Origin of the sequence: Cystobacter fuscus DSM 2262, from assembly GCF_000335475.2 — a bacterium.
Classification (GTDB): domain Bacteria; phylum Myxococcota; class Myxococcia; order Myxococcales; family Myxococcaceae; genus Cystobacter; species Cystobacter fuscus.
Genome location: NZ_ANAH02000017.1, coordinates 217,108 through 238,015, shown reverse-complemented (window position 1 = coordinate 238,015; position 20,908 = coordinate 217,108). Strand labels below are relative to the sequence as shown.

General features: G+C 67.8%; 16 protein-coding genes. 10 read left to right on the top strand and 6 right to left on the bottom strand.

Going from position 1 to position 20,908, the window contains the following annotated elements; all coding sequences use genetic code 11:
- Nucleotides 1-52 precede the first annotated feature (52 nt).
- Both D187_RS28295 and D187_RS28290 read right to left on the bottom strand, forming a co-directional pair.
- On the bottom strand, nucleotides 53-712 hold the full coding sequence (locus tag D187_RS28295) for a hydrolase (RefSeq protein WP_002625481.1): 660 nt from the start codon (nucleotides 710-712) through the stop codon (nucleotides 53-55).
- Between the two features lie 122 nt (nucleotides 713-834).
- Nucleotides 835-1,206 (bottom strand): hypothetical protein, encoded by a 372-nt coding sequence (locus D187_RS28290; RefSeq protein WP_051256579.1) that lies wholly within the window; start codon nucleotides 1,204-1,206, stop codon nucleotides 835-837.
- Between the two features lie 232 nt (nucleotides 1,207-1,438).
- On the opposite strand from D187_RS28290, the gene D187_RS28285 reads away from it, so the two are divergent.
- Entirely contained in the window at nucleotides 1,439-2,071 is a 633-nt protein-coding gene (locus D187_RS28285) for a response regulator (RefSeq protein ID WP_002625478.1), read from the top strand.
- Nucleotides 2,072-2,122: 51 nt separating this feature from the next.
- Nucleotides 2,123-5,197, top strand: a complete 3,075-nt coding sequence (locus D187_RS28280; protein ID WP_002625477.1) for a sensor histidine kinase — start codon at nucleotides 2,123-2,125, stop codon at nucleotides 5,195-5,197.
- A gap of 25 nt (nucleotides 5,198-5,222) precedes the next feature.
- On the opposite strand, the gene D187_RS28275 is transcribed toward D187_RS28280, so the two are convergent.
- A complete protein-coding gene (locus D187_RS28275) occupies nucleotides 5,223-6,101 on the bottom strand; it encodes an alpha/beta fold hydrolase (protein ID WP_051256578.1) in 879 nt (292 codons plus the stop codon).
- Between the two features lie 644 nt (nucleotides 6,102-6,745).
- Here D187_RS28275 and D187_RS28270 point away from each other — a divergent pair.
- Nucleotides 6,746-9,061: a DUF8729 domain-containing protein gene (locus tag D187_RS28270; RefSeq protein ID WP_043431736.1), complete on the top strand. Its 2,316-nt coding sequence runs from the start codon at nucleotides 6,746-6,748 to the stop codon at nucleotides 9,059-9,061.
- A 132-nt stretch (nucleotides 9,062-9,193) separates the two neighbouring features.
- Here D187_RS28270 and D187_RS28265 read toward each other — a convergent pair whose 3' ends face one another.
- Nucleotides 9,194-11,122 carry a YgiQ family radical SAM protein gene (locus tag D187_RS28265; protein WP_002625474.1) on the bottom strand — a complete coding sequence of 643 codons (1,929 nt, stop codon included), beginning with the start codon at nucleotides 11,120-11,122 and terminating at the stop codon, nucleotides 9,194-9,196.
- A gap of 202 nt (nucleotides 11,123-11,324) precedes the next feature.
- Here D187_RS28265 and D187_RS28260 point away from each other — a divergent pair, with 202 nt between their 5' ends.
- Complete coding sequence (locus D187_RS28260) at nucleotides 11,325-11,969, top strand: HAD family hydrolase (protein WP_002625473.1); 645 nt, start codon at nucleotides 11,325-11,327, stop codon at nucleotides 11,967-11,969.
- 14 nt (nucleotides 11,970-11,983) lie between these two features.
- Here the strand turns inward: D187_RS28260 and D187_RS28255 are convergent, their stop codons facing one another.
- Entirely contained in the window at nucleotides 11,984-12,430 is a 447-nt protein-coding gene (locus D187_RS28255; RefSeq protein WP_002625472.1) for a hypothetical protein, read from the bottom strand.
- A 136-nt stretch (nucleotides 12,431-12,566) separates the two neighbouring features.
- The gene (locus tag D187_RS28250; RefSeq protein ID WP_002625471.1) at nucleotides 12,567-13,409 is read right to left on the bottom strand and encodes a sterol desaturase family protein; all 843 of its coding nucleotides are present in this window, start codon (nucleotides 13,407-13,409) and stop codon (nucleotides 12,567-12,569) included.
- A gap of 110 nt (nucleotides 13,410-13,519) precedes the next feature.
- Here D187_RS28250 and D187_RS28245 point away from each other — a divergent pair, with 110 nt between their 5' ends.
- The 6 genes from D187_RS28245 (at nucleotide 13,520) to D187_RS28220 (ending at nucleotide 20,877) form a co-directional block, all read left to right on the top strand.
- Nucleotides 13,520-14,314, top strand: a complete 795-nt coding sequence (locus D187_RS28245) for an SDR family NAD(P)-dependent oxidoreductase (RefSeq protein WP_002625470.1) — start codon at nucleotides 13,520-13,522, stop codon at nucleotides 14,312-14,314.
- A gap of 55 nt (nucleotides 14,315-14,369) precedes the next feature.
- The gene (locus D187_RS28240) at nucleotides 14,370-14,879 is read left to right on the top strand and encodes a hotdog fold domain-containing protein (protein ID WP_002625469.1); all 510 of its coding nucleotides are present in this window, start codon (nucleotides 14,370-14,372) and stop codon (nucleotides 14,877-14,879) included.
- A gap of 140 nt (nucleotides 14,880-15,019) precedes the next feature.
- Complete coding sequence (locus tag D187_RS50485) at nucleotides 15,020-17,779, top strand: hypothetical protein (protein WP_020918338.1); 2,760 nt, start codon at nucleotides 15,020-15,022, stop codon at nucleotides 17,777-17,779.
- Nucleotides 17,780-18,112: 333 nt separating this feature from the next.
- Complete coding sequence (locus tag D187_RS28230) at nucleotides 18,113-18,616, top strand: hypothetical protein (RefSeq protein ID WP_162159695.1); 504 nt, start codon at nucleotides 18,113-18,115, stop codon at nucleotides 18,614-18,616.
- Between the two features lie 130 nt (nucleotides 18,617-18,746).
- Nucleotides 18,747-19,490, top strand: coding sequence for an SGNH/GDSL hydrolase family protein (locus D187_RS28225; protein ID WP_002625466.1), 744 nt, complete (start codon nucleotides 18,747-18,749; stop codon nucleotides 19,488-19,490).
- 142 nt (nucleotides 19,491-19,632) lie between these two features.
- Nucleotides 19,633-20,877 (top strand): YncE family protein, encoded by a 1,245-nt coding sequence (locus D187_RS28220; RefSeq protein ID WP_002625465.1) that lies wholly within the window; start codon nucleotides 19,633-19,635, stop codon nucleotides 20,875-20,877.
- Nucleotides 20,878-20,908 lie beyond the last annotated feature (31 nt).

Sequence of the window (20,908 nt, the reverse complement as noted above, 5' to 3'; positions counted from 1 at the left end):
TCGAGCCGGAGACAACCATTATCGCCTACGACATCCGATGGCCGCACGGCCATCAGTGACCGCCTTCGGATGCGCCGAACATCGTCTTGGCGTACTGCAAGCCGATTCCGTAACCGCCACCGTGGGTCTTGGCGATGCCGGTGGTCAGGCCATACGTGGCCTCCCGCGCCCAGTCGCGCTGCAGCTCGAGCAGGTACTGCAAGCTGGTCATCGGAACCGCACCGGCCTGGATCATCCGCTGCACCGCACGCTCGTGCGCCTCGTCGGACACATCACCGCAGGCATCGGTGATGACGAACGTCTTGAAGCCCTGGTCGACCGCCGACACAACGGGACCCACGATACACACGCCCGTCCACAGTCCCGCGAACACCAGCCGCTCCTTCTCGAACGCGTTGATCTGGGCGATCACCTGCCGATCTTCCCAGGCATTCATGGAGGTGCGGTCGTAGACCTTCGCGCCAGGAAACGCCTCGGTGATCTCCGGGAACAACGGCCCCGAGAAGCTCTTCTCCGCGACCGTCGTCAGCAAGGTCGGGACGCGGAAGCCAGCGGCGGCCTTGGAGATGAGCGCGGTGTTGTTGCGCAGTTGCGCGATGTCGATCGAATGCGTCGCGAAGGTCATCTGCGACTGGTGATCGATCAGGATCAGGGCATGGTCGGTGGGCGACAGGAGGCCCTTTCCGGGCGTGGGGGAGGCTTTGGGCGTCATGGGATCGTTCCTCTTCGGGTTGGGTTATGCAAAACAGACTAGAGCGTCAGGCTTCGAGAAAAAACACCCGAAAGCGCAAGACGCGGGTCACCCGAAAGGGGGAGCGAACGCCCACCGGCTCGCTATTCATCAACGCGGGTCTTCTTGCGCGGCGGCAGGGTGACAACGCGTCTTCCGAACAACCACGCATCCACCGAGTGAGCACCGGGTCCGAGGAGCGCCAGTGCACCCGCGGCGAGCAGCCTGATACCCGCTTCAGGTAGGGTCGCACCGCCCATGATCATGAAGTCGTAGAAAGAGAACAGGACGCATGCGACCGCGAGAGTAGGTGTCAGGACTCCCAGGCAGAGTCCGATGACCAGGAGCGCGAGCATCGCATGCATCAGCGGTCCGCCGGAGGGGAGGAGCAGCAGTGACAGGGCGACCGACAGGCGCAGCAACAGCAGTCCGACCCCGGGGCCACCTTCGGGAAACATGGAGAAGAGGCGTTGCACCGGTCCATATTACCCCCCTGGTGCAGCGCGATTGTATCTGAGATAAGGGAGCCCAGCCTCCCCATTTCGGGGGATTCCAACGAGGGCGATGACGGGTATCCAGCGGTCGTTCGCTGGTCGACCCCAACAGGACGAAGCCGATGCTTCCACGACGAAGAGCGATGATTCCAGGTGGAACGGCCTCGCGGGGCGGCATGGACCGCGCCGGTCGCCCGGCGGAGGGCACTGAGCGATGAGCTCCACGAACCCGCCCATTCGCATCCTGATTGTCGACGACCATCCGCTGCTGCGCGAGGGGCTCAGCAGCATGATCGCCGGACAATCGGACATGATGCTGGTCGCCGAGGCGGAGAATGGAGAGCAGGCCCTGCAAGCCTTCCGCAACCATCTGCCAGACATCACGCTGATGGACGTGCAGATGCCCACGATGAATGGCATCGATGCGATCACGGCGATCCGCACCGAGTTCCCCACCGCGAAAATCATCGTCCTGACGACCTACAAGGGCGACATGCAGGCGTTGCGCGCCATCAAGGCTGGCGCATCCGGATATCTGCTCAAGAGCATGTTGCGCAAGGAGCTGGTGGACACCATCCGCAGCGTGCATGCGGGACGGCGCCGCATCGCCGCGGACATCGCCACCGAGATGGCCGAGCACGTGGCGGACGACGAATTGACGGCACGGGAATGTGATGTCCTGCGCCTCGTTGCCAGCGGCAGCGCCAACAAGGAAGTCGCCGCCCGGATGGGCATCTCCGAGGAGACGGTCAAGACCCACATGAAGAACGTCCTGACCAAGCTCGGTGCCAAGGACAGGACGCATGCGGTGGTCGTTGCGCTGAAGCGGGGAATCATCGATATCTGAGCATGGCCGCGCGGCGGCGGCGGCTCGTATCCGTTGAGGTGTAGGATACCGATGGTGGGGACGAGGCGCAGGGGAGCCATCAGGTTCTGGCAGCAGGCGCTGTTCCTCGGGCTCGTCGCGGTGCTTCCGTTCTTGGCGGACACGGCGCGGGCGTTCAGTCAGGACCGACGCCTCTCGCAGTTCCACCACACCCGGTGGACGATCAAGGAAGGAGTTCCCGGCCAGATCTCCGCGATCGCCCAGACGGAAGACGGGTATCTGTGGCTCGCCGCGGCCGCTTCGTTGTACCGGTTCGAGGGCATCCGCTTCGAGCGGTTCGAGCCACCCTCGGGAGATCCCTTCTCCAGCATCCAGACCTTGTACGCCCCGCCCGGCGGTGGGCTGTGGATCGGCTTCCAGCTCGGCGGCGTCGCGTTCCTGAAAGAGGGACGATTGACCCGGTATCGTGGCACCGAGGGCGCACCGACCAGGTCGGTTTCCGCCTTCGCCACGGATGGGGACGGCAACGTCTGGGCCTCCGAAACGCGTGGAGGACTGTTCCGTCTGTCCGGCACGCGCTGGGAACAGGTCGGAGAATCCTGGGGGTACCCGGGCAGCAAGTCCCGGTACCTGTTCGTGGACCGGGACGGCACGCTGTGGGCCGCCACCGAGAAGACCCTGTTGTATCTGCCGCGCGGCGCGCACAGGTTCGTTCCCACGGGCGCCAACGTGGGGTGGGTGCTCCAGTTGAGGCAAGCGCCGGATGGAAGGATCTGGATGACGGAATCGGGCGGTGACGTGCGGCCGATTCCGGTGCCCGGCCATGGACAGACAGAGAATCCACCCACCCTGCATGTGGAGTCGGCGGGCATGCTGTTCGCCCGCGACGGGAGCCTGTGGCTCACCACCCTGGGTGATGGGGTCCGCCGAATCCCCCATCCCGAACGATTGTCGGCCGGCGACGCGGCGGCGGTGGGTGGGGCGGTGGAGTCGTTCACCGAGCAGGACGGCCTGAGCGCGGATTACGCGTGGCCAGTGATCGAGGATCGCGAGGGCAATGTCTGGATGGGCACCAGCGGCGGGCTCGATCGCTTCCGCACCAGCTCGATGGTGCTGGCGGAGTTCCCGCGCGGTTCGCACGATTTCGCCCTGGTCGCGGGAAGTGCCGGCGAGATCTGGGCGGGTACCAGCAACCGTCCGCTGATGCGCTTGCGCGACGGCGAGGTCTCGTTCGAGCAGCTCGGTTCCCCGGTCCGCTCCGCCTACCGCGACGAAGAGGGCGTGGTCTGGCTGGGAGCGGACAACGGCCTGTGGCGGGTGAAGGACGGCGGCCCGAGTCACGTCACGCCACTGCCGGATCCGCTCGCGCAGGTGCAGGCCATGACTCGCGATCGTCATGGCACGCTCTGGGTGTCCCTGACGACCGGTGGACTGAGGCAGTGGAGGGATGGCCATTGGCGCTCGGTGGAGGAACGGCTGGGTGACTTGGACGGTGAGAGCATCCACAGCGCGATGACCGATGGTCGCGGGCGGGTATGGCTGGGCCATCAGCGGGGCATCATCACGCGGGTCGACGGCGAAGAGGTCCGTCGGTTCACCGAGGATGACGGGCTCAGGCTGGGGGTCGTCGCCGCCCTGGCCGCCGGACGCCAGTATGTGTGGGTCGGCGGCCAGTTCGGACTGGCCTTCCATGACGGCGAGCGCTTTCGTCCACTCGTCGCCGACGGTGACGAATCGTTCCGCAGCGTGAGCGGCATCATCGAGCGCCCCGATGGCAGCCTGTGGGTGCATTCCGTGCCGGGGGTCTTTCACATCCCGGCGGGGGAGGTCCGGCGCGCGGTAGGCGATCCCGGCCATCGCGTGCGCTACGAGCTGTTCGACTTCCTCGACGGGCTTCCGGCCAGGCCAACGCTGCTGCGTCCGCTGCCCACGGCGGTCGCGGGCGACGACGGGCGCCTATGGTTCGCCACCAGCAACGGTGTGGTCTGGATCGATCCCGAGCGGATCGCCCGCAATCCGTTGCCTCCACCGGTATCCATCCTCTCCGTGAAGGCCGATGACCGCCGGTACGCGCCGACATCGGACGTGACGCTTCCGATCCATCCCGCCAACCTGGAAATCGACTATGCCGCGCTCAGCCTGTCCATTCCCGAGCGCGTGAGCTTCCGCTACCGCATGGAAGGCGTGGACGAGCACTGGCGGGACGTCGGTACGCGGCGCACCGCCTATTATGGCAACCTGGCGCCGGGGCGGTACCGCTTCCACGTGATCGCATCGAACAACGACGGCGTGTGGAACGAGCGCGGCGCGAGCCTCGAGCTCGTCATTCCGCCCGCGGTCCACCAGTCCTGGTGGTTCCGCACGCTGTGCGTGGCGGCCGGACTGCTGCTGCTCTGGCTGCTGTATCTGCTGCGTCTGCGCCAACTGACCGCGAAGATGCGTGGCCGTCTGGAGGAGCGACACGCGGAGCGCGAGCGGATCGCCCGGGAACTGCATGACACCCTCCTGCAGAGCGTGCAGGGGCTGGTGCTCCGGTTGCAGGCCGTCGCCGAGCAGCTCCCCGAGCACGAGCCGGCGCGGCAGGCGATGGAGAAGGCCCTGGACCGCGCGGACGAGGTACTGGCCGAGGGCCGCGACCGGGTGATGGATCTGCGCTCGTCCGCCCACGAGGGTCGCGACCTGTCGGACGCGCTCGCGCAGGTCGGGGAAGAGTTGGCGGAGAACTTCCCCATGTCGTTCCGTCTGCTCGTGGAAGGTGTGCCGCGAGAGTTGAACGCCACCGTGCAGGTGGAACTCTTCTTGATCGGCCGAGAGGCATTGATCAACGCGTTCCAGCACTCCGGGGGCACGGCCGTGGAAGCAGAGTTCCACTACGACTCCGACGAGTTGCGTGTGCGGCTCCGGGACGACGGCGCGGGCGTGGCCCCGGAGATTCTCGAGATGGGCGGCCGTCCTGGGCACTGGGGCATCGCGGGGATGCACGAACGGGCAGCGAGGATCGGGGCCACACTCCAAGTGTGGAGCCGGACCGATGCCGGCACGGAAGTGGAATTGAAGGTCCCGGCCGCGATCGTCTATCGGCGGCGGCCGAAAGCGGCCTGGTGGAGCAGGCTGAAGGATGCCGCCCGCCTGGGACGAGGGCGATAGCGGCGCGCGCGCCGAGGCGGATACGTCAGGAGGCGGCGCCTGCCCGGGCACGTGGCACTGGCTGGGCGTCGAGGAAGGAGCGCAAGGCGGCCGCGAAGGGCTCCGGCCGCTCGAAGAACGGGAAGTGCGCCCCCCCCTCCTCGGCGGTGAAGATCCGCAGCTGGGCGCCGGGGATTCGCTCGGCGCTCCACTTCTGCGAGGCCGGATTGACATGGCTGACCTCGCCGGCCATCACCAGCGTCGGCACGTCGATGCGTGGCAGCACGTCGCGCCAGTCCTGCATGATGTGGTCCAGCAGCAGCCGTGAACCGAAGCCACCCTCGAGCTTGAGGTTCTCCTGGTAGAGCCACGCCAGGTCCTCGCTGGAGAGCTGTTTGGTGAGCATGGAGACGAGGAAGTCGCGCCGCACGGCCGCCGCGTCGGGACCGAAGACGCCCTTGCAGAAGGCCTCGGCACCGGGGAAATCCAAGATGGCACCCACTTCGGTCGCCTCGGCCTCGTTCAACCAGGGGAGAACCGTGCAGGCACTGGGCTGGTCGATGATGACGAGTGAACTCACCTTCGCGGAGCCGAACAGATCCAGGTAGCTCCACAGCACCGACGCCCCCATGGAGTGACCCGCGAAGTCCGCCCGCTCGATCCCCAGGTGCGTCAGCAGTTCGTCGAGATCACGCGCGAGCCGGGCGATGCGAGCGCCGTGCGTGGGGTGGCCGGATTCCCCATGGCCACGCTGGTCGTAGCTGACGACACGGTAGTTCCTGGCGAGCATGGGAATCACCCGATCGAACATCGCGCGCGACTGTGACCAGCCGTGCAGCAATACCAAGGTGCGCTCGCTCGAACTCGAGCCCGCGAGGTGGTAGTCCAGTTCGCATCCATCGGCGGTGGTGAAGGTGCTCATCATGTCTTCCTTGGTGGTGCCCTTGGTTCAAGGCCAGAGACGTCCGGTCCACTCGCACCAGTAGCGCGTCAGACATTGGCGGGAATCACCCGAAAGCACATGCAATGATTCACCCGAAAGAGGGAACGAGCGCTCACCGTTGCACTCCACGAACAGGAACGAGGGATGGGACGGCATGCAACCCGTGGATGGCCCCTTCGTGCGGGCGGTGGGGCCGGGTGTGCTAGCCAGGCCGCCTCGAGAAGTACCGGAGGATCGAGGTCCCCCTGTTCGCGGCCATAGAATTTTCCAAGAATCCGTTAAAGCTAGAGGCGTCTCACGGCTCCGTCACGGCGACCACGGGTTCCCCACCATGCCCGTGGGAGGAGTTGAGAGGACATGGCAGGGTCGGGAAGAAAACCACGCTCCGAATGAAACAAGGTTGTGTCGGTTGACAAACCGACAACGCCTGCCTTAGAGATCCTTCCCGCTTTCCTCTGGATTTCTAGACGCTTCCGGTATCAAGGTGTGCGGTAGCACGAAGAAAGCGACGGGCTGCACGCGAGCACTGGCTCGACGGTAGCGGTTGCCGGTGTCACGGGTGCGGCAGGGGGCGGCGCGTCGTCGACGGACGCGCGGTGGCACTCAACATCAAGGAGCACCGATACATGCGAAAGTCGTCTACGTGGCCAGTGGGCGGAGTGCGCCCGCTGAAGGCCATGGTGGTGGGTTGTGCCCTCGTAGCGCCTCTGTCCGCCATCGCGGGCCCGTCCAACGCGAACAAGCCGCCTGCCTCCGCGCGCGGCGTCTCGCTGCCTCCGGCGGTGCTGGTCAGTGATTCGCGGGACGTCGCCGCGGGTGACGCCAGGGGTTACTCGCTCGTGACGCCGGCCGGGCTCGTGATCCACCGCACCAACCGGCCTGTCCTGGCGCTGCGCTCCATCCAGGTTCCCGACACAGCCATCCAACTGCATACGTGGCAGGAATCGCAGACGAACGGGGCGCGCCAGAACTACACGGCCTATACGCGCGGCGGGACGGAGGCGATTGGTCGTGTCAGGGATACCAGCTACCTGGTACGTCTGGACGCGACGCAGTTCGACCCGCTCCAGGTCACGCAGCCGCTGGCCACCCGTCTGCTCGCCGCGGATTCGGACAACACGCTGCACCTGGTGCAGTTCCTCGGGACGCCACTGCCGGAGTTCCGCGAGGCTCTCGAGCGCCAGGGCGGCAAGGTGCTGCGCTTTCTCACGGACCACACCTTCGTGGTGGACATGGACGCGGACGCGCAGAAGCGCGTAGCGGAGCTGCCCTACGTGCGCTGGGTGGGGCCCTACCACCCCGAGTACCGGCTGGAGCGCGAGCTGCGAGACTCCCTGATGGGGCTAGCGCCGGAGCTGGCACCGCAGCGCTACTCCATCATGCTGGGTGAGAGCGGCGCCGGGCGGCAGGAAGAGGTGGCCGCCCTGGTGCGGAAGCTCGGTGGCACGGTGGAGCTCATCGAGCCGGGAGGTCTGCGCGTGGAGGCCACGCTCACCGCGGCCCAGCTGCGCCAGGTGGCTCGCTCCAACGCGGTGCAGTTCATCGACCGGTGGGGTGGTCCCGGTGGCGTGGACATGGACATCGTCCGCGACGTGGGCGGCGCCAACTACCTGGAGGGGCTCAAGGGCTGGACGGGCCAGGGGGTGCGCGGGGAAATCTTCGACACCGAGCTGCTCACCACGCATCAGGAGTGGGCCACCGCCCCCATCATCCACAGCACGGGTACCACGGGCTCGCTCCACGGCAGCAGCTGCTACAGCAACAACTTCGCCCGGGGCGCGAACCCGGCCGCGCGCGGCATGATTCCCAGCGGCCAGGGCATCTTCTTCCGCTACAGCGAGTCCACCCAGTTCGGCGGCACCAAGTCCCGCTACGACATCAACAAGGAACTCATCAACCCGGCCGGGCCCTACCGCGCCGTGTTCCAGACCTCCAGCGTGGGCAGCGCCCAGGGCACCGCCTACACCACCATCTCCGCCGAGGTGGACGACTACCTCTTCAAGCACCCCATCCTCAGCACGCAGTCGCAGAGCAACACGGGCAGCCGGAACTCACGCCCGCAGGCATGGGCGAAGAACATCGTCTCCGTGGGTGCGGTCCAGCACCAGAACACCGCCAGCCGCGCGGATGACCGCTGGAATTACACCGGCAGCATCGGGCCCGCGGCGGACGGCCGCATCAAGCCGGACCTGTCCTACTTCTACGACTCCATTCAGTCGGCGACTGGCAGCGGCAGCGCCAACTACACCCAGTTCGGCGGCACCAGTTCCGCCACACCGCAGACGGCGGGCCACTTCGGTCTGCTCTTCCAGATGTGGCACGAGAGCGTCTGGAGTGGCTTTGGCGGCAAGGCGGACGTGTTCGACAGCCGCCCGCAGATGGCCACCGCCAAGGCGCTGATGATCAACAACGCCTACCGCTACAACTGGCAGGCCGGCGGCTCCAACTCGGACATCGACCGCTACAAGCAGGGCTGGGGCACCGCCGACATCCGGCGCCTCTACGACCGCGCCCCGAAGACGAGCGTCATCGACGAGACGGACCTCGTCACTCCGCTGGGTGTCAAGACGTACGACGTCACCGTCCTGAGCGGTGAGACGGAGCTGAACGTCACGCTCGTCTTCACCGACCCGATGGGCACCGTCGGCGCGGCCCAGGCGCGCGTCAACGATCTGTCGCTCCGCGTGACGGACCCGAACGGCACCGTCTACTGGGGCAACTACGGCCTGACGACGGGCAGATTCTCCACCCCCGGGGGGACGTCCAACACCATCGACACGGTGGAGAACGTGTTCCTCCAGAACCCCGTGGCCGGCAAATGGAAGGTGGAGGTGCTGGGCGACGAGATCGTCCAGGACGCCCACGTGGAGACGACCGCTCTGGACGCCGACTACGGCCTGGTGGTCAGCGGTGGCGTCATCGTGGTGGGTGAGCCCCGCTGAAGTAGCCCCCGCTCCACCCACCTCCCAGGCGGGCTCCGGTGGTGCCGACACCGGAGCCCCAAGGAAGGTCCCCCCCGCCATGTTGCTCCCAGGCTGGAAGTGGAGGCGGCGGGAATCCAACCCGCCGCCAGATTACCGGGCGCGCCGGTCCTGGCGATCGCGCGCCTCGGTCAGCTTGCGGCGCGAGGCCTCGGTGCTCGTCTCCGGCGGCACCAGCGCGTGCGGTCCCCGGCCGATCAAATCCTCCCGGCCCGCTTGAATCAACGCCTCGCGCGCCAGCGGCCACTGCTCCGGGTTCCAGTAGAGCAAGAGCGCCTTCTGCAGCTTCTTCTCGCGCAGGCCCCGCGCCGTGTACACCGGCTCCATCTTCAGCGGATCCAACCCCGAGTAGTACATGGCCGTGGCCACCGACATGGGCGTGGGGATGAAGTCCTGCACCTGGCGCGGCCGCTTGCCGTTCTGCTTGAGCCACAGCGCCAACTCCACCATGTCCTTCAGCTCCGAGCCCGGGTGCCCGCTGATGAAGTAGGGGATGTCGTACTGCTCCTTGCCCGCCTCCTCGCTCGCGCAGGCGAACATCGTCTGGAAGCGCTCGAAGCTCTCGATGCCCGGCTTCTTCATCTTCTCCAGCACCCGCTTCGACACGTGCTCGGGCGCCACCGAGAGCTGCCCGCCCACGTGGTGCGCGGCCAGCTCCTTCACGTACTCCGGGGAGCGCTCGGCCAGGTCGTAGCGCACGCCGCTCGCGATGAAGACGTGCTTGATGCCCTCCTCCTGGCGCACCTGCTTCATCAGGTCGATGAGCGGCCCGTGGTCCGTGTCCAGGTTCTCGCACACGCCCGGGTGCACGCACGACAGCTTGCGGCAGCGCTTCTCGATGTCCTCGCTCTTGCACTTGAGCTTGTACATGTTGGCCGTGGGGCCACCCAGGTCCGTGAGCGTTCCGCGGAAGTCCCCCATGCGCCGCAGGGCCCGCACCTCGCGCAGCACGCTCTCCGCGCTGCGGCTCTGGATGACCCGCCCCTCGTGCTCGGTGATGGAGCAGAAGGTGCACCCACCAAAGCAGCCGCGCATGAGCACCACCGAGTGCTTCACCGTCTCGTAGGCCGGAATCGGCTCCCGGTACATGGGGTGCGGCACGCGGTTGAACTTCAAGTCATACAGCTCGTCCATGGCCACCGACGCGCTGTCCCCCCTGCCCGCCCCGTCCTCCAGGGGAAGCGCCGGCGGGTTGAAGTAGACGGCGCGGTTGCCGTGGCGCTGCGCCAGGGGACGCCCGTTGCCGGGGTTGGTCTCCATCTGGAAGTCGCGCGACATGCGCGCGAAGGCCTCCTTGTCGGCCACCACCTCCTCGTACGAGGGCAGCACCACCGTCTTCTGGTCCGCCGCACGCCGGGCGGGGTCCGCCTCGTGCGCCTTCATCGTCTCGTCGTTGATGAGGTAGGCCGTACCCCGCACGTCCCGGAGATCCTCCACGCGCTCGCCCCGGTCGAGCCGGTCCGCGATCTCCCAGATGGGGCGCTCGCCCATGCCGAAGACGAGCAGGTCCGCCTTGGCGTCGAAGAGGATGGCGCGCCGCACCTTGTCGCTCCAGTAGTCGTAGTGCGCGATGCGGCGCAGCGACGCCTCGATGCCCCCAAGGACGATGGGCACGTCCGGATACGCCTCGCGGCAGCGCTGGGCGTAGACGATGGTGGCCCGGTCCGGCCGGGCGTTGGTGCGCCCCCCGGGGCTGTACTGGTCCTCCGAGCGGTTCTTCTTCTGCGCGGTGAGCCGGTTGAGCATCGAGTCCAGGTTGCCCGCGGCCACCCCGAAGAAGAGCCGGGGCTTGCCCAGTTCCTTGAAGGGCTCGGCCGAGTGCCAGTCCGGCTGGGTGATGATCCCCACCTTGAAGCCACGCCCCTCGAGGAAGCGGGCGATGAGCACGGGGCCGAACGCGGGATGGTCCACGTACGCGTCACCCGTGACGATGATGATGTCGAGCTGTTCCCAACCCCGGGCCTTCATGTCGGCGCGGGTGACGGGCAGGAAGGGGTGGGCGTAGCGGATTAGAGTGGCCATGAGCGGAGTCCCTCACCTCCCCTAACCGCTCAGGGGGGCGGGAAGCAAACACCCGGGCTCCAAAAATACCTTCGGACTCCCCTCCCCCGGCCCCCAACGACACCCCCTCGCTCGGCTCCCCCGCGGACAGGCCGGGGAAACGGGGACGCGGGCAGAAGGCGCTTGAGCGTCCTGGCCCTCCTGGGGGACACAGGCGGAGCCCATGACCGCCCCGCCCAAGACCATCGTCTTCGACCTCGACGGCACGCTGGTGGACTCGCTGCCGGACATCATCGCCAGCTTCCAGTACGCCCTGGAGAGCCAGAAGCTGCCCGTGCCCTCGAACGCGGAGGTCCGCGCCCTCATCGGCCTGCCCCTCGAGGACATGTACGCGCACTTCGCGGCGCCCGAGCAGGTTCCCACCCTGTGCGCCCTCTACCGCGAGCACTACCCCCGCAACTTCGTCACGCGCTCGCGCCCCTTCCCCGGTGCCGTGGAGCTGCTGCGCACCCTGCGCGAGCGCGGCTACACGCTCGCCATCGCCACCACCAAGCGCACCGACATGGCCCGGCGCTTCGTCGAGGCGCTCGGGTTGACGTCCGCCGTGGATCACATCCAGGGCACCGACGGCTTTCCCCACAAGCCCGCGCCGGACGTCATCCAGCGGGCCCTCGCCGCGCTCGGCTCCGAGGGCCTGTGGATGGTGGGAGACACCACCCACGACATCCTCGCCGGACGCGCCGCGGGCCTGCGCACCTATGCCGTCACCTGGGGCAACCACGGCGCGGATGAGCTCGCCACCGCGAAGCCGGACGAGCTCCAGGCCGATCTCTCGCGGCTGCTCGAGCACCTGCCCGCGCGCGCCTGACGCGCCCATGCACGTCACGCGGAGTGCGCCGCCTCCTCCTCGTGCACGTGCGCCTTCTGCTCCCGGTACTCGGAGATGTGCGCGTAGACGTGCTCCGGGAAGCGCAGGTCCTTGTAGACGTTGCCCGCGTCCGGGTCTTCCGGATTGGGGATGATGGGGAAGTCCTGCTGCGCTTGGAACTGCAGCACCTTCTCCCTCCGGGGCGGGCTGTAGTCGCGCGCCTTCACCTGCTCGATGAGCGAGAGCGCCTGCGCCTCGTCGCACGCCGGATCCTGGAGGAGCAGTTGCTTCAACTCCGCCTCGTCCAGGAAGTGCCGCGCCACCATGGCGAAGACGAGCCGGCCGAAATGGCCGATGTCCTTGCCCGCCTCGAGCGATTCCAGCAGGTGCCGCATCATCCCGTTCTCGCGCAGGGCCTCCTGCCCTGGGGTTCCCGCGCGCTCACCTTGTGTGTCCGTCATGGCTGAAGTCCCTTTCCATGAAACCAGCTGGGCCGGTTTCATCTGAAATTATGTTCAGCACGGCACCGCGACCCTGCACCTGCCCGCCCCCATCCCATGTACCGGATGCATGGAGAGCGAGCGGGAGGGGGGGCGTTCAGCTCGGGCGCGAGGAGAGCTCCCCCGCCAGGGCCGGCTCGGCCCCGTCCGCCGCGCCAACGGGGGACTCGGGCACGGGCGTGGTGAGGGCCTCGAAGGTGGACTCGTACTGGGGGTGGTTGGTGCCCAGCAGCCAATCCCACACGTTGAAGTAGAGGCCGAAGTTCCACTTCATCCGCTGGTGGTGCTGGTGGTGGTGGGTGGTCGTGTTGAACCACCGGCCCACGGGCGAGCGCAGGAAGCCCCGCGGATACAGCTCGAAGCCCAGGTGCCCGATGACGTTGATGAAGAGCTGGATGGTCAGGAAGATGAGGAACGCGCCGCGATGGACCGGCAGGGTCAGCAGGATGAGCGGTCCGATGCCCGCCTCGATGACGGCCTCCAGGGGGTGGAAGGCGTAGGCGGCGAGCGGCGAAGGATCGTGCGACAGGTGATGCACCTTGTGGACGTACTTGAAGATGGGCTTCCAGTGCATGAAGCGGTGCGTCCAGTAGAAGTAGGTGTCGTGCACCAGCAGCATCACCGGAATGGACAGGACGAACCACACCGGCCCGTGGCGGTCGTCGGTGTAGAAGCGCGACAGCCCGGCCTGGGCGAGCGCGTACATCCACACGCCCACCAGCCCGAAGATGGCCAGGGAGCCCAGTGAATAGAAGATCTCCCGGCGCGCCTGCTTCTCGCTCACGGGCCCGGGGCCCAGCCGCCGGGACAGGAACCGCCGTGGCGTGCGGCGATGGAAGAACACGAACGCCGGAAGGGCGAACACCACGTAGCGCAGCAGGTTGAGGAAGAACGCACCCAACGCGACGTCAATGGGGGAACGCGGGGGAAGCATGGGCATCAGTGGTCTCCGGAGGAACAACAGCCTAGCGCCGCGTTCCCCAACAAAGTATCCCGGGCCCCCCGTTGTCTCCCGGCATCAACCCCACCCCCTTCCGAGGAAATTCCAGCATGGATCTCGAACTGCGCAATCGTCGAGCACTCGTCACCGGCTCCACCTTCGGCATCGGCTTCGCCATCGCCAAGGGACTGGCCGCCGAGGGCGCCCACGTCTTCATCAACGGCCGCAAGAGCGAGTCGGTCGACAAGGCGATCGCGCGCATCCGCCAGGAAGTGCCCGGCGCCCAGGTGGAGGGCGTGGCGGCGGATGCCACCACCGCCGAGGGAGCCCAGGCGGTGTTCGCCCGCGTGCCCGCGGTGGACATCCTCGTGAACAACCTGGGCATCTTCGAGCCCAAGCCCTTCTTCGAGATTCCGGACGCCGACTGGATGCGCTTCTTCGAGGCCAACGTGCTCAGCGGCGTGCGCTTCTCGCGCCACTACGCGCCCGGCATGCGCGAGCGCGGCTGGGGCCGCATCCTCTTCATCTCCAGTGAGTCCGCCCTCAACATCCCCACGGAGATGGTCCACTACGGCATGACGAAGACGGCCCAGTTGAGCATCTCGCGCGGGCTCGCCATGGAGCTGGCGGAGTCGGGCGTGACGGTGAATGCCGTGCTGCCCGGCCCCACGAAGACCGAGGGCGTGCAGGACTTCCTGCAGAACCTGGCGAAGTCCAAGAGCCAGACGGTCGAGCAGACCGAGTCGGACTTCTTCCGCACCGCGCGTCCCGGCTCGCTCTTGCGCCGCTTCGCCTCGCCCGAAGAGGTGGCCCACCTGGCCGTCTACCTGTGCAGCACGCGGGCCTCGGCCACCACCGGCGCCGCGCTGCGCGTGGATGGCGGTCTCGTCAACAACATCGGCTGAAGCACGGCGGGGAGACGGCCCCTTCGGACCCCGGGGATGTTATGTCCCGGGGGCCATGCCCACCCTCTCCAGCCTGACCCAGTCCCTGAGCCAGCTCGCCTCCTCCGAAAACCTGCGCCTCCTGTGGAACGTGCTTCGCCACGCACCAGGAGGCGGAGTCCTGATGGGGCAGCTCATCGGCAACATGGCACCGTACACGGGCACCATCCGCCCGGAGGTGCTCTCCCTCGAGCCCGGCTACGTCCGGGTGCGCATGAGGGACAGGCGCGCGGTACGCAACCACCTGCGCTCGGTGCACGCCATCGCGCTGATGAACCTGGGCGAGGTGGCCACCGGGCTGGCGGTGCTGTCCTCACTGACCGGGGGCATGCGCGGCATCATCACCCACCTGGAGATGGACTACCTGAAGAAGGCGCGCGGCCCCATCTCCGCGGAGTGCCACGCACCCGCGACCACGCCCGGCGAGCGCAAGGAGTACGACGTCCAGGCGGACCTCACCGACGCGGCCGGCGAGGTCGTGGCCCGGGCCCGCGCCCGCTGGCTCATCGGCCCCGCCATGCACTGACCCGGCCCGGGAGCGGCGGGCCGCTCCGCTCGGTCCGCACATGCGCCCACGTCGTCATTCTCGGCATTCGAGACGTGGGAGCCCTCCTGGCGAACACGGGGATGTTGCTCGCGAGGGGCGGGACCTCTATCCAGGGGTCCATGCGAGCCCATCCTTCCCTCCTCTTCTGTTGCGCGTCGGTGCTGCTGCTGCCGGTCAGTGCGTGCCGTGACGAGCCCGAACCGGGCCCGGAGCCGAGCTGCACCGAGGCGCTGCTCCCGCTGCAGAACCCGCGCGCCCATCCCCTGGGAGAGACCTTCTACCTGCCCCGGCTGAAGCAGGACGCGCGGTGTCCCTCCACCCTGGAGTGGCGGCTCGTCTCCGCGCCCGAGGGCAGCCGCAACACCGCCTACACGCGGGGCGCTCCCGAGCCGCGCTTCACTCCGGATCTGCCCGGCGACTATGTCCTGAGGCTGGGCGAACTGCGCAACTCCGAGGTGCCGCTCCACGTCGTGGCCCGTTCTCCGGCCGAGCGCTTCCGCAACCACTACCTGACGCCCCTGTCCGGCGTGGTGCGTGTCGGGGAGGAGCTGTGGACCGCGAACGGTGCGTCCTACACGGTGAGCCGTCTGGCTCGGGTGGACGGCACGCATTGGAGCCAGCAGGGCGAGGTGACCGTGGGCGCGTGGCCCTCGTCGCTGGCCTGGCGCGAGCCGCTGCCCTATGTGCTCGTCGCCCAGCGCGGCAGCGACACCGTGGGCTTCATCGACAGGGAGCGCGGCGTGCTCGTGGACTCCCTCTGGGTGGGGGACGAGCCCTCGGGTCTCGCCCTCTCGCCGGACGCCCGGCGGTTGTACGTGTCGCTGGCCACGCAGCGCCAGGTGGCGGTGGTGGACCTCACGGTGCGCGAGGTCGTGGCACATGTGGAGGTGGGGTTCGATCCCCGGGCCCTGGCGCTTTCCCCGGACGGCCGGCGGCTCTTCGTGGCCTCGTACCGCTCCGGCAACCGCGTCAAGGACGCGCGCGGCACGTACGGGCCTGAGGACGACCAGGACATCTCGGTCGTCGACACCGAGTCGCTGACGACGATCGCCACCGTGGACGGTGTGTCCGCCGATCTACGGGCCCTGGCGCTCTCCGCGGACGGTCGCGAGCTGTATGTCGCCGCGACCGATGGAGACCCCGAGCCCTCGCAGGCGGACGCCACGGCGAAGCCCTTCGTGCACGAGGTGGTGGTGGTGGATGCGGACGCGGTGGTGCCGGGCGTGCTGCGGCGCGCCGATCTGACGCGCCAGGCCGGCTCCGGGGGCCCCGTGGTCAATCCCGCGGGGGTGCTCGCGGTGGGGGACACACTGTGGGTCTCCTCCGAGTCCTCGGACGTGGTGGTGGCGCTCGACCGGAACACGCTCGCCGAGAAGGCCCGGGTCTCGGTGGGCCCAGGAGCCCGGCAGCTCGTGGCGCTGGATGCCGAGGGCACGGTGGCCGTCCACTGCTTCCAGAGCTTCGAGCTGTGGGTGCTGCGCGCGGACGGGACGGTGTCCCAGAAGGTGAAGCTCGCGGAGGATCCGCGTCCCGCGAACGTGGCGCTCGGCGAGCGCGTCTTCACCCGGCCCGGTGGGGGCTTCGCGGCGAACCACGCCTGCTCGAGCTGTCACGTGGAGACGCAGAACGACGGCATGGTGTGGCGCTTCGGACCGTCCATCTGGCACAACGTCCGGCCGTTGCAGTTGCTGGACGCCACCACGCCGCTGGAGTGGGGCGCCTACGTCTCCAGCTCCGAGAACTTCGGCTACCAGGGGCCCGCCTCCATCGTGTCGCGTCCGGCCACGCCGGAGGAGGCGCTCGGACTCCAGGCCTTCCTGGGCTCGCTGCTCGGCGCTCCCAGGGCCACGGGCCACACCCGTCTGGATGGCAGCTACACCGAGGCGGCCCTGCGCGGACAGGCGCTCTTCGAGGGCAAGGCCGCCTGCTCGGGTTGCCACACGCCGCCGCTGTACACGTCACGCGGTTATGTCGCACAGGGCAAGTCCGGAGAGCCGGCCGACATCCCCTCGCTCCTGGGCACCTACCGCCATGGCGTCTACTTCGTGGGCGCGAAGGCCCGGAGCCTGGAGGCCGCCCTGGAGGTGGCGATCGACTACGTGAAGGTGTCGCTCAGCACCGAGGAGCGCGCGGATCTCCTGGCGTTCCTGCGCGAGCTGACGCCGAAGGGAGGGGCTCCCCTGGGCATCTGGCCGGACATCGACAGCGACGAAGGAGTCTACCCGGACGTGCGCCCATCCGTGGCCTTCGCGGACCCCGTGGATGACGCCCAGGGGAAGACGGCCGCCGAGGTGGCGGCGGAGTACGTGGTGCTGGAGGACGCGCTCGGCCATCGCGTGTCCGGCGCGGTGGAGGTCCAGGGCGGACGGCTCACGTTCGTGCCGGCGGCGCCGCTCGCGCCGGGGGCCCGCTACCGCTTCCGGGTGCTACCAGGCCTGCCGTTCCTCTCCGGAGGCTCGCTCTGGGGCGAGTTCGGGAGCGAGTTCACCGTGGCGAAGCCGGCCGCGGGCAGCTGGCCGCGGACGATGCGCATGACGGTCCAGGTTCCGGGGCGCGGGGGAACCACCCCCGTGGACTTCGTGCTCGAGACGGCCGAGTCCTCCCGTCCGGGTGGGCTCACCCTGACGGTCCTTCCCCAGGGCTCGGGCAACCAGCAGCGTCAGCAGGTCTGGTCACGGCTGGATGGAGACCAGTGGCGGGTGCAGCCCTTCGCGATGCCGCTCTTCGGCAGCAGCGTGGCGGATGCCTCGGAGGTGGTGGGCTCGGTCACGCAGGTGGATCCGTCCAACCAGAGCATCACCCGGGTGGAGGGCAAGCTGCGCATCCGGGGGCCCGGCATCGACATGAAGGACGTCGCGTTCTCCATCGTTCCGCGATAGCGGCGCTGGAGCGAGGCCCTCTCACCCGTGCGTGGGAGAGGGGGCCTCCAGCGGGAAGTGGCCGAGGGGACGAGGAAGCAACAATACCGGCATCACCCAGGCACCTCGCGCGACCCCGTCCGCTCTGGTGGCGAGCGCGGACGTAGCGTTGGAAGCAACAACACCGGAATCGCCGCTGCTCCAGCGACAACAACAAGCGCGTTCCAGCACAACCCGCAACCCGCTTTCCCTCTGTAATCGATGGAAAGCCGGGGACCGGCACGGACTCTGCATCAAGACACTCCGCCCAGAATGAATCCGGGTGGAAGTCCCCCCCCTTTGGAGAACAACCCCATGCAGATGTCCAAACTGGTAGTGAAGGCGATGTCGGTGCTCGCGATCGTCATGCTCACGGCGTGCCCCCCGCCCACGGCGTCGGTGAAGGGCGAGTACTACAGTGACACCGTGCGGGGCACGGGCTACACGTTCTCGGCCACCTTGACGTGGAAATTCCTGTCCAACCAAGGCGGCATCACCCTCAGCGAGGGCAGCTCGGAGATGGCCGTCGTCCTCAAGGGCTCCAGCACCCGGCCCCCCAAGCTCAAGAGCAACGTGACCACCCTGACGGTCTACTCCTCCAAGGGTGAGGCGATCGCCCGTGGCCAGTTCCCGCTCGTCGAGCTGGAGCCGGGGGTGTACGTGCTCGCGGACCCGAGCAAGGTGGACGCCTGGCTGTCTCAGTTCGCGGACGTGGGCTCGGTGCAGCTGCTGGTCGACAGCGAGGACCCCCGCGCCCCGTTCCAGTTCGCCCTGTACGGCGGTGGCCAGGAGCTCGCCTTCACGATCGTGGGCAAGTAGTCCGAGGGCCGCCCCTCTTCGTCCGGGAGGCTCGTCGGCCTCCTGGATGACGCCCTGGCGAAAGGGCAATCCCGGTACAACACACAACCCGCCTTCCCGTTGTCGTCACCCTGCTTTGGAGAACAGCCCCATGCAGATGTCCAGGCCAGGCGGAGTGCACCCCCTCTTCCTCCTCTGGCTGCTGGTGGTGGGGGGCCCCCCCGCGTGGGGGGCGGCACCGCCGCGTTCCAGCTCATGCGCCCGCGCCAGCGCCACCCTGTCGCGCGTCGCCGTCATGGGGGCGAGTGTCTCGGCCGGTTTCGGCTGGGGACGTCAGGAGGGCCGTGGCAGGACGCTCGCCGACCTCCTGGACGACACCGTGGCGACGGAGCACACGCCCGTGCGCAACTTCGCGAGCATGTGGTTCTTCAAGAACCCACTCGCCGCCGGCCAGCGACAGGTGGGCCAGGTGCTCACGTACGCGCCGACGCTGACTGTCGCCGTGGACTTCCTCTTCTGGTTCGTCCATGGCGCGGAACTCGACGAGGCGCAACGTCTGGCCCGGCTGGAGCAGGGACTGGCGTTGCTCGAGCCGCTTCCGGGGCCCATCCTCCTTGGCGAGCTGCCAGCGATGACCGCCGCCGTGGGCAAGGCACTCGAACCCGGCATGCTCCCCTCCCCGGAGACGCTCGCGAGGCTCAACCGGCGTATCTCCGAGTGGGCACGCCCACGCGACAACGTGGTCCTCCTGCCGCTCGGGACCTGGCTGGTGCGCTCGCCGGACGGCAGTCTTCAGGCGGATGGGCTGCATCCGACCCGTGAGGGCGCGAAATGGATCGCCGCGCGGATGATGGACTCGTTGTTCGAGGCGTGTCCCGCCCCCGGGGTGCACTGACCGGGCGTTGGCTCGAGAGGCGCTCGAGTACATGTTGGGGGCGTTTCCCCTCCCTTCGGTGGGGGCAATGTCGCGGCGTGGCTTGGTACTCCCCTCTCGTTGTGGTTCAGACCACAACGCTGACTCCTCAGGAGGTTCAACCATGGGTACCCAGCAAGTGGGCGCGAGCCTGAGCCGAGGGTTCGCTCGAGCCGTTTCGTTGTTCTCCGCCATATCGATGTTGGTTTCGTTCACCGCCGCCGCCCAGACGCCGATGCGCGACGTCCTGCTGGTCGGCAACAACTGGGACGGGACCGCCGACGTCATTGACGTGCGGACCTACCAGCGACTGAAGCGCATCAACGTGATCCCGGACCAGAGCGAGCGGATGCTGGAAATCCTCGCTGACCCGGCGCGCCTGACGTACTTCCTGCTCATCCGTGAGCAAGTGGGCGAGGGCCACGATCAATTCGTGGATGACATGTTCGCCTCGAAGGACGGGCAGATCATCTACGTCTCGCGACCCAGCTTCGCGGACGTCGTTGCCATCCAGGTGAGCACCGGCAGGATCCAGTGGCGGACGCGGGTCGACGGTCAGCGCGCCGACCACATGGCCATCTCGCCGGATGGTACCCGGCTCGCCGTCTCGGCATCGACGGCGAATCGCGTGAACATGATCGACACCGCCACGGGGAGCATCGTCGGCTCCTTCTCCACGGGGGACAGCCCGCACGAGAACAACTACTCCCGCGACGGCAACAAGCTCTTCAATGCCAGCATCGGCTTCGTCTACACGCCATTCGATACCCCAGACATGGACGGCACCAAGGGCGAGCGCTTTCTCCAGATCGTCGATGCGCGCACGCTGCAGGTCCTCAAGAGGATAAACGTGCGCCAGAAGCTCGCCGCGCTCGGGATGCCCGACATGAGTGCGTCGGTCCGGCCGATGGCGCTTTCTCCCGACGAGCGGTTCCTCTACTTCCAGGTGTCGTTCTTCCACGGCTTCGTGGAGTACGATCTGCAGGAGGATCGCGTGACGCGGCTTGCCCACCTGCCGGTCTCCGAGGAGACCCAAGCGCTGCGCCGTGACCAATACATCCTCGACTCCGCCCACCATGGACTCGCGATGAACGGCGATGGGACCAAGCTCTGCGTGGCGGGAACGATGTCCAACTACGCGGCGATCGTCTCACGCGAGACGCTCCGCTACCGCATCCACCCGCTCGGCGCGCGGACCTACTGGGCGACCACCAGCGCCGACGGACACTACTGCTATGTCTCGGTGGCTGGCGACGACACCGTGTCGGTCATCTCCTACGCGACCGAGCAGGAGGTGGCCCGCATCCCCGTCGGTGACCACCCACAGCGTGCGCGCACCGCGAAACTCGCGGCGCCGCTCTTGCCCTGAAGACGGCACGACAACGCCATCCATGGCGAGA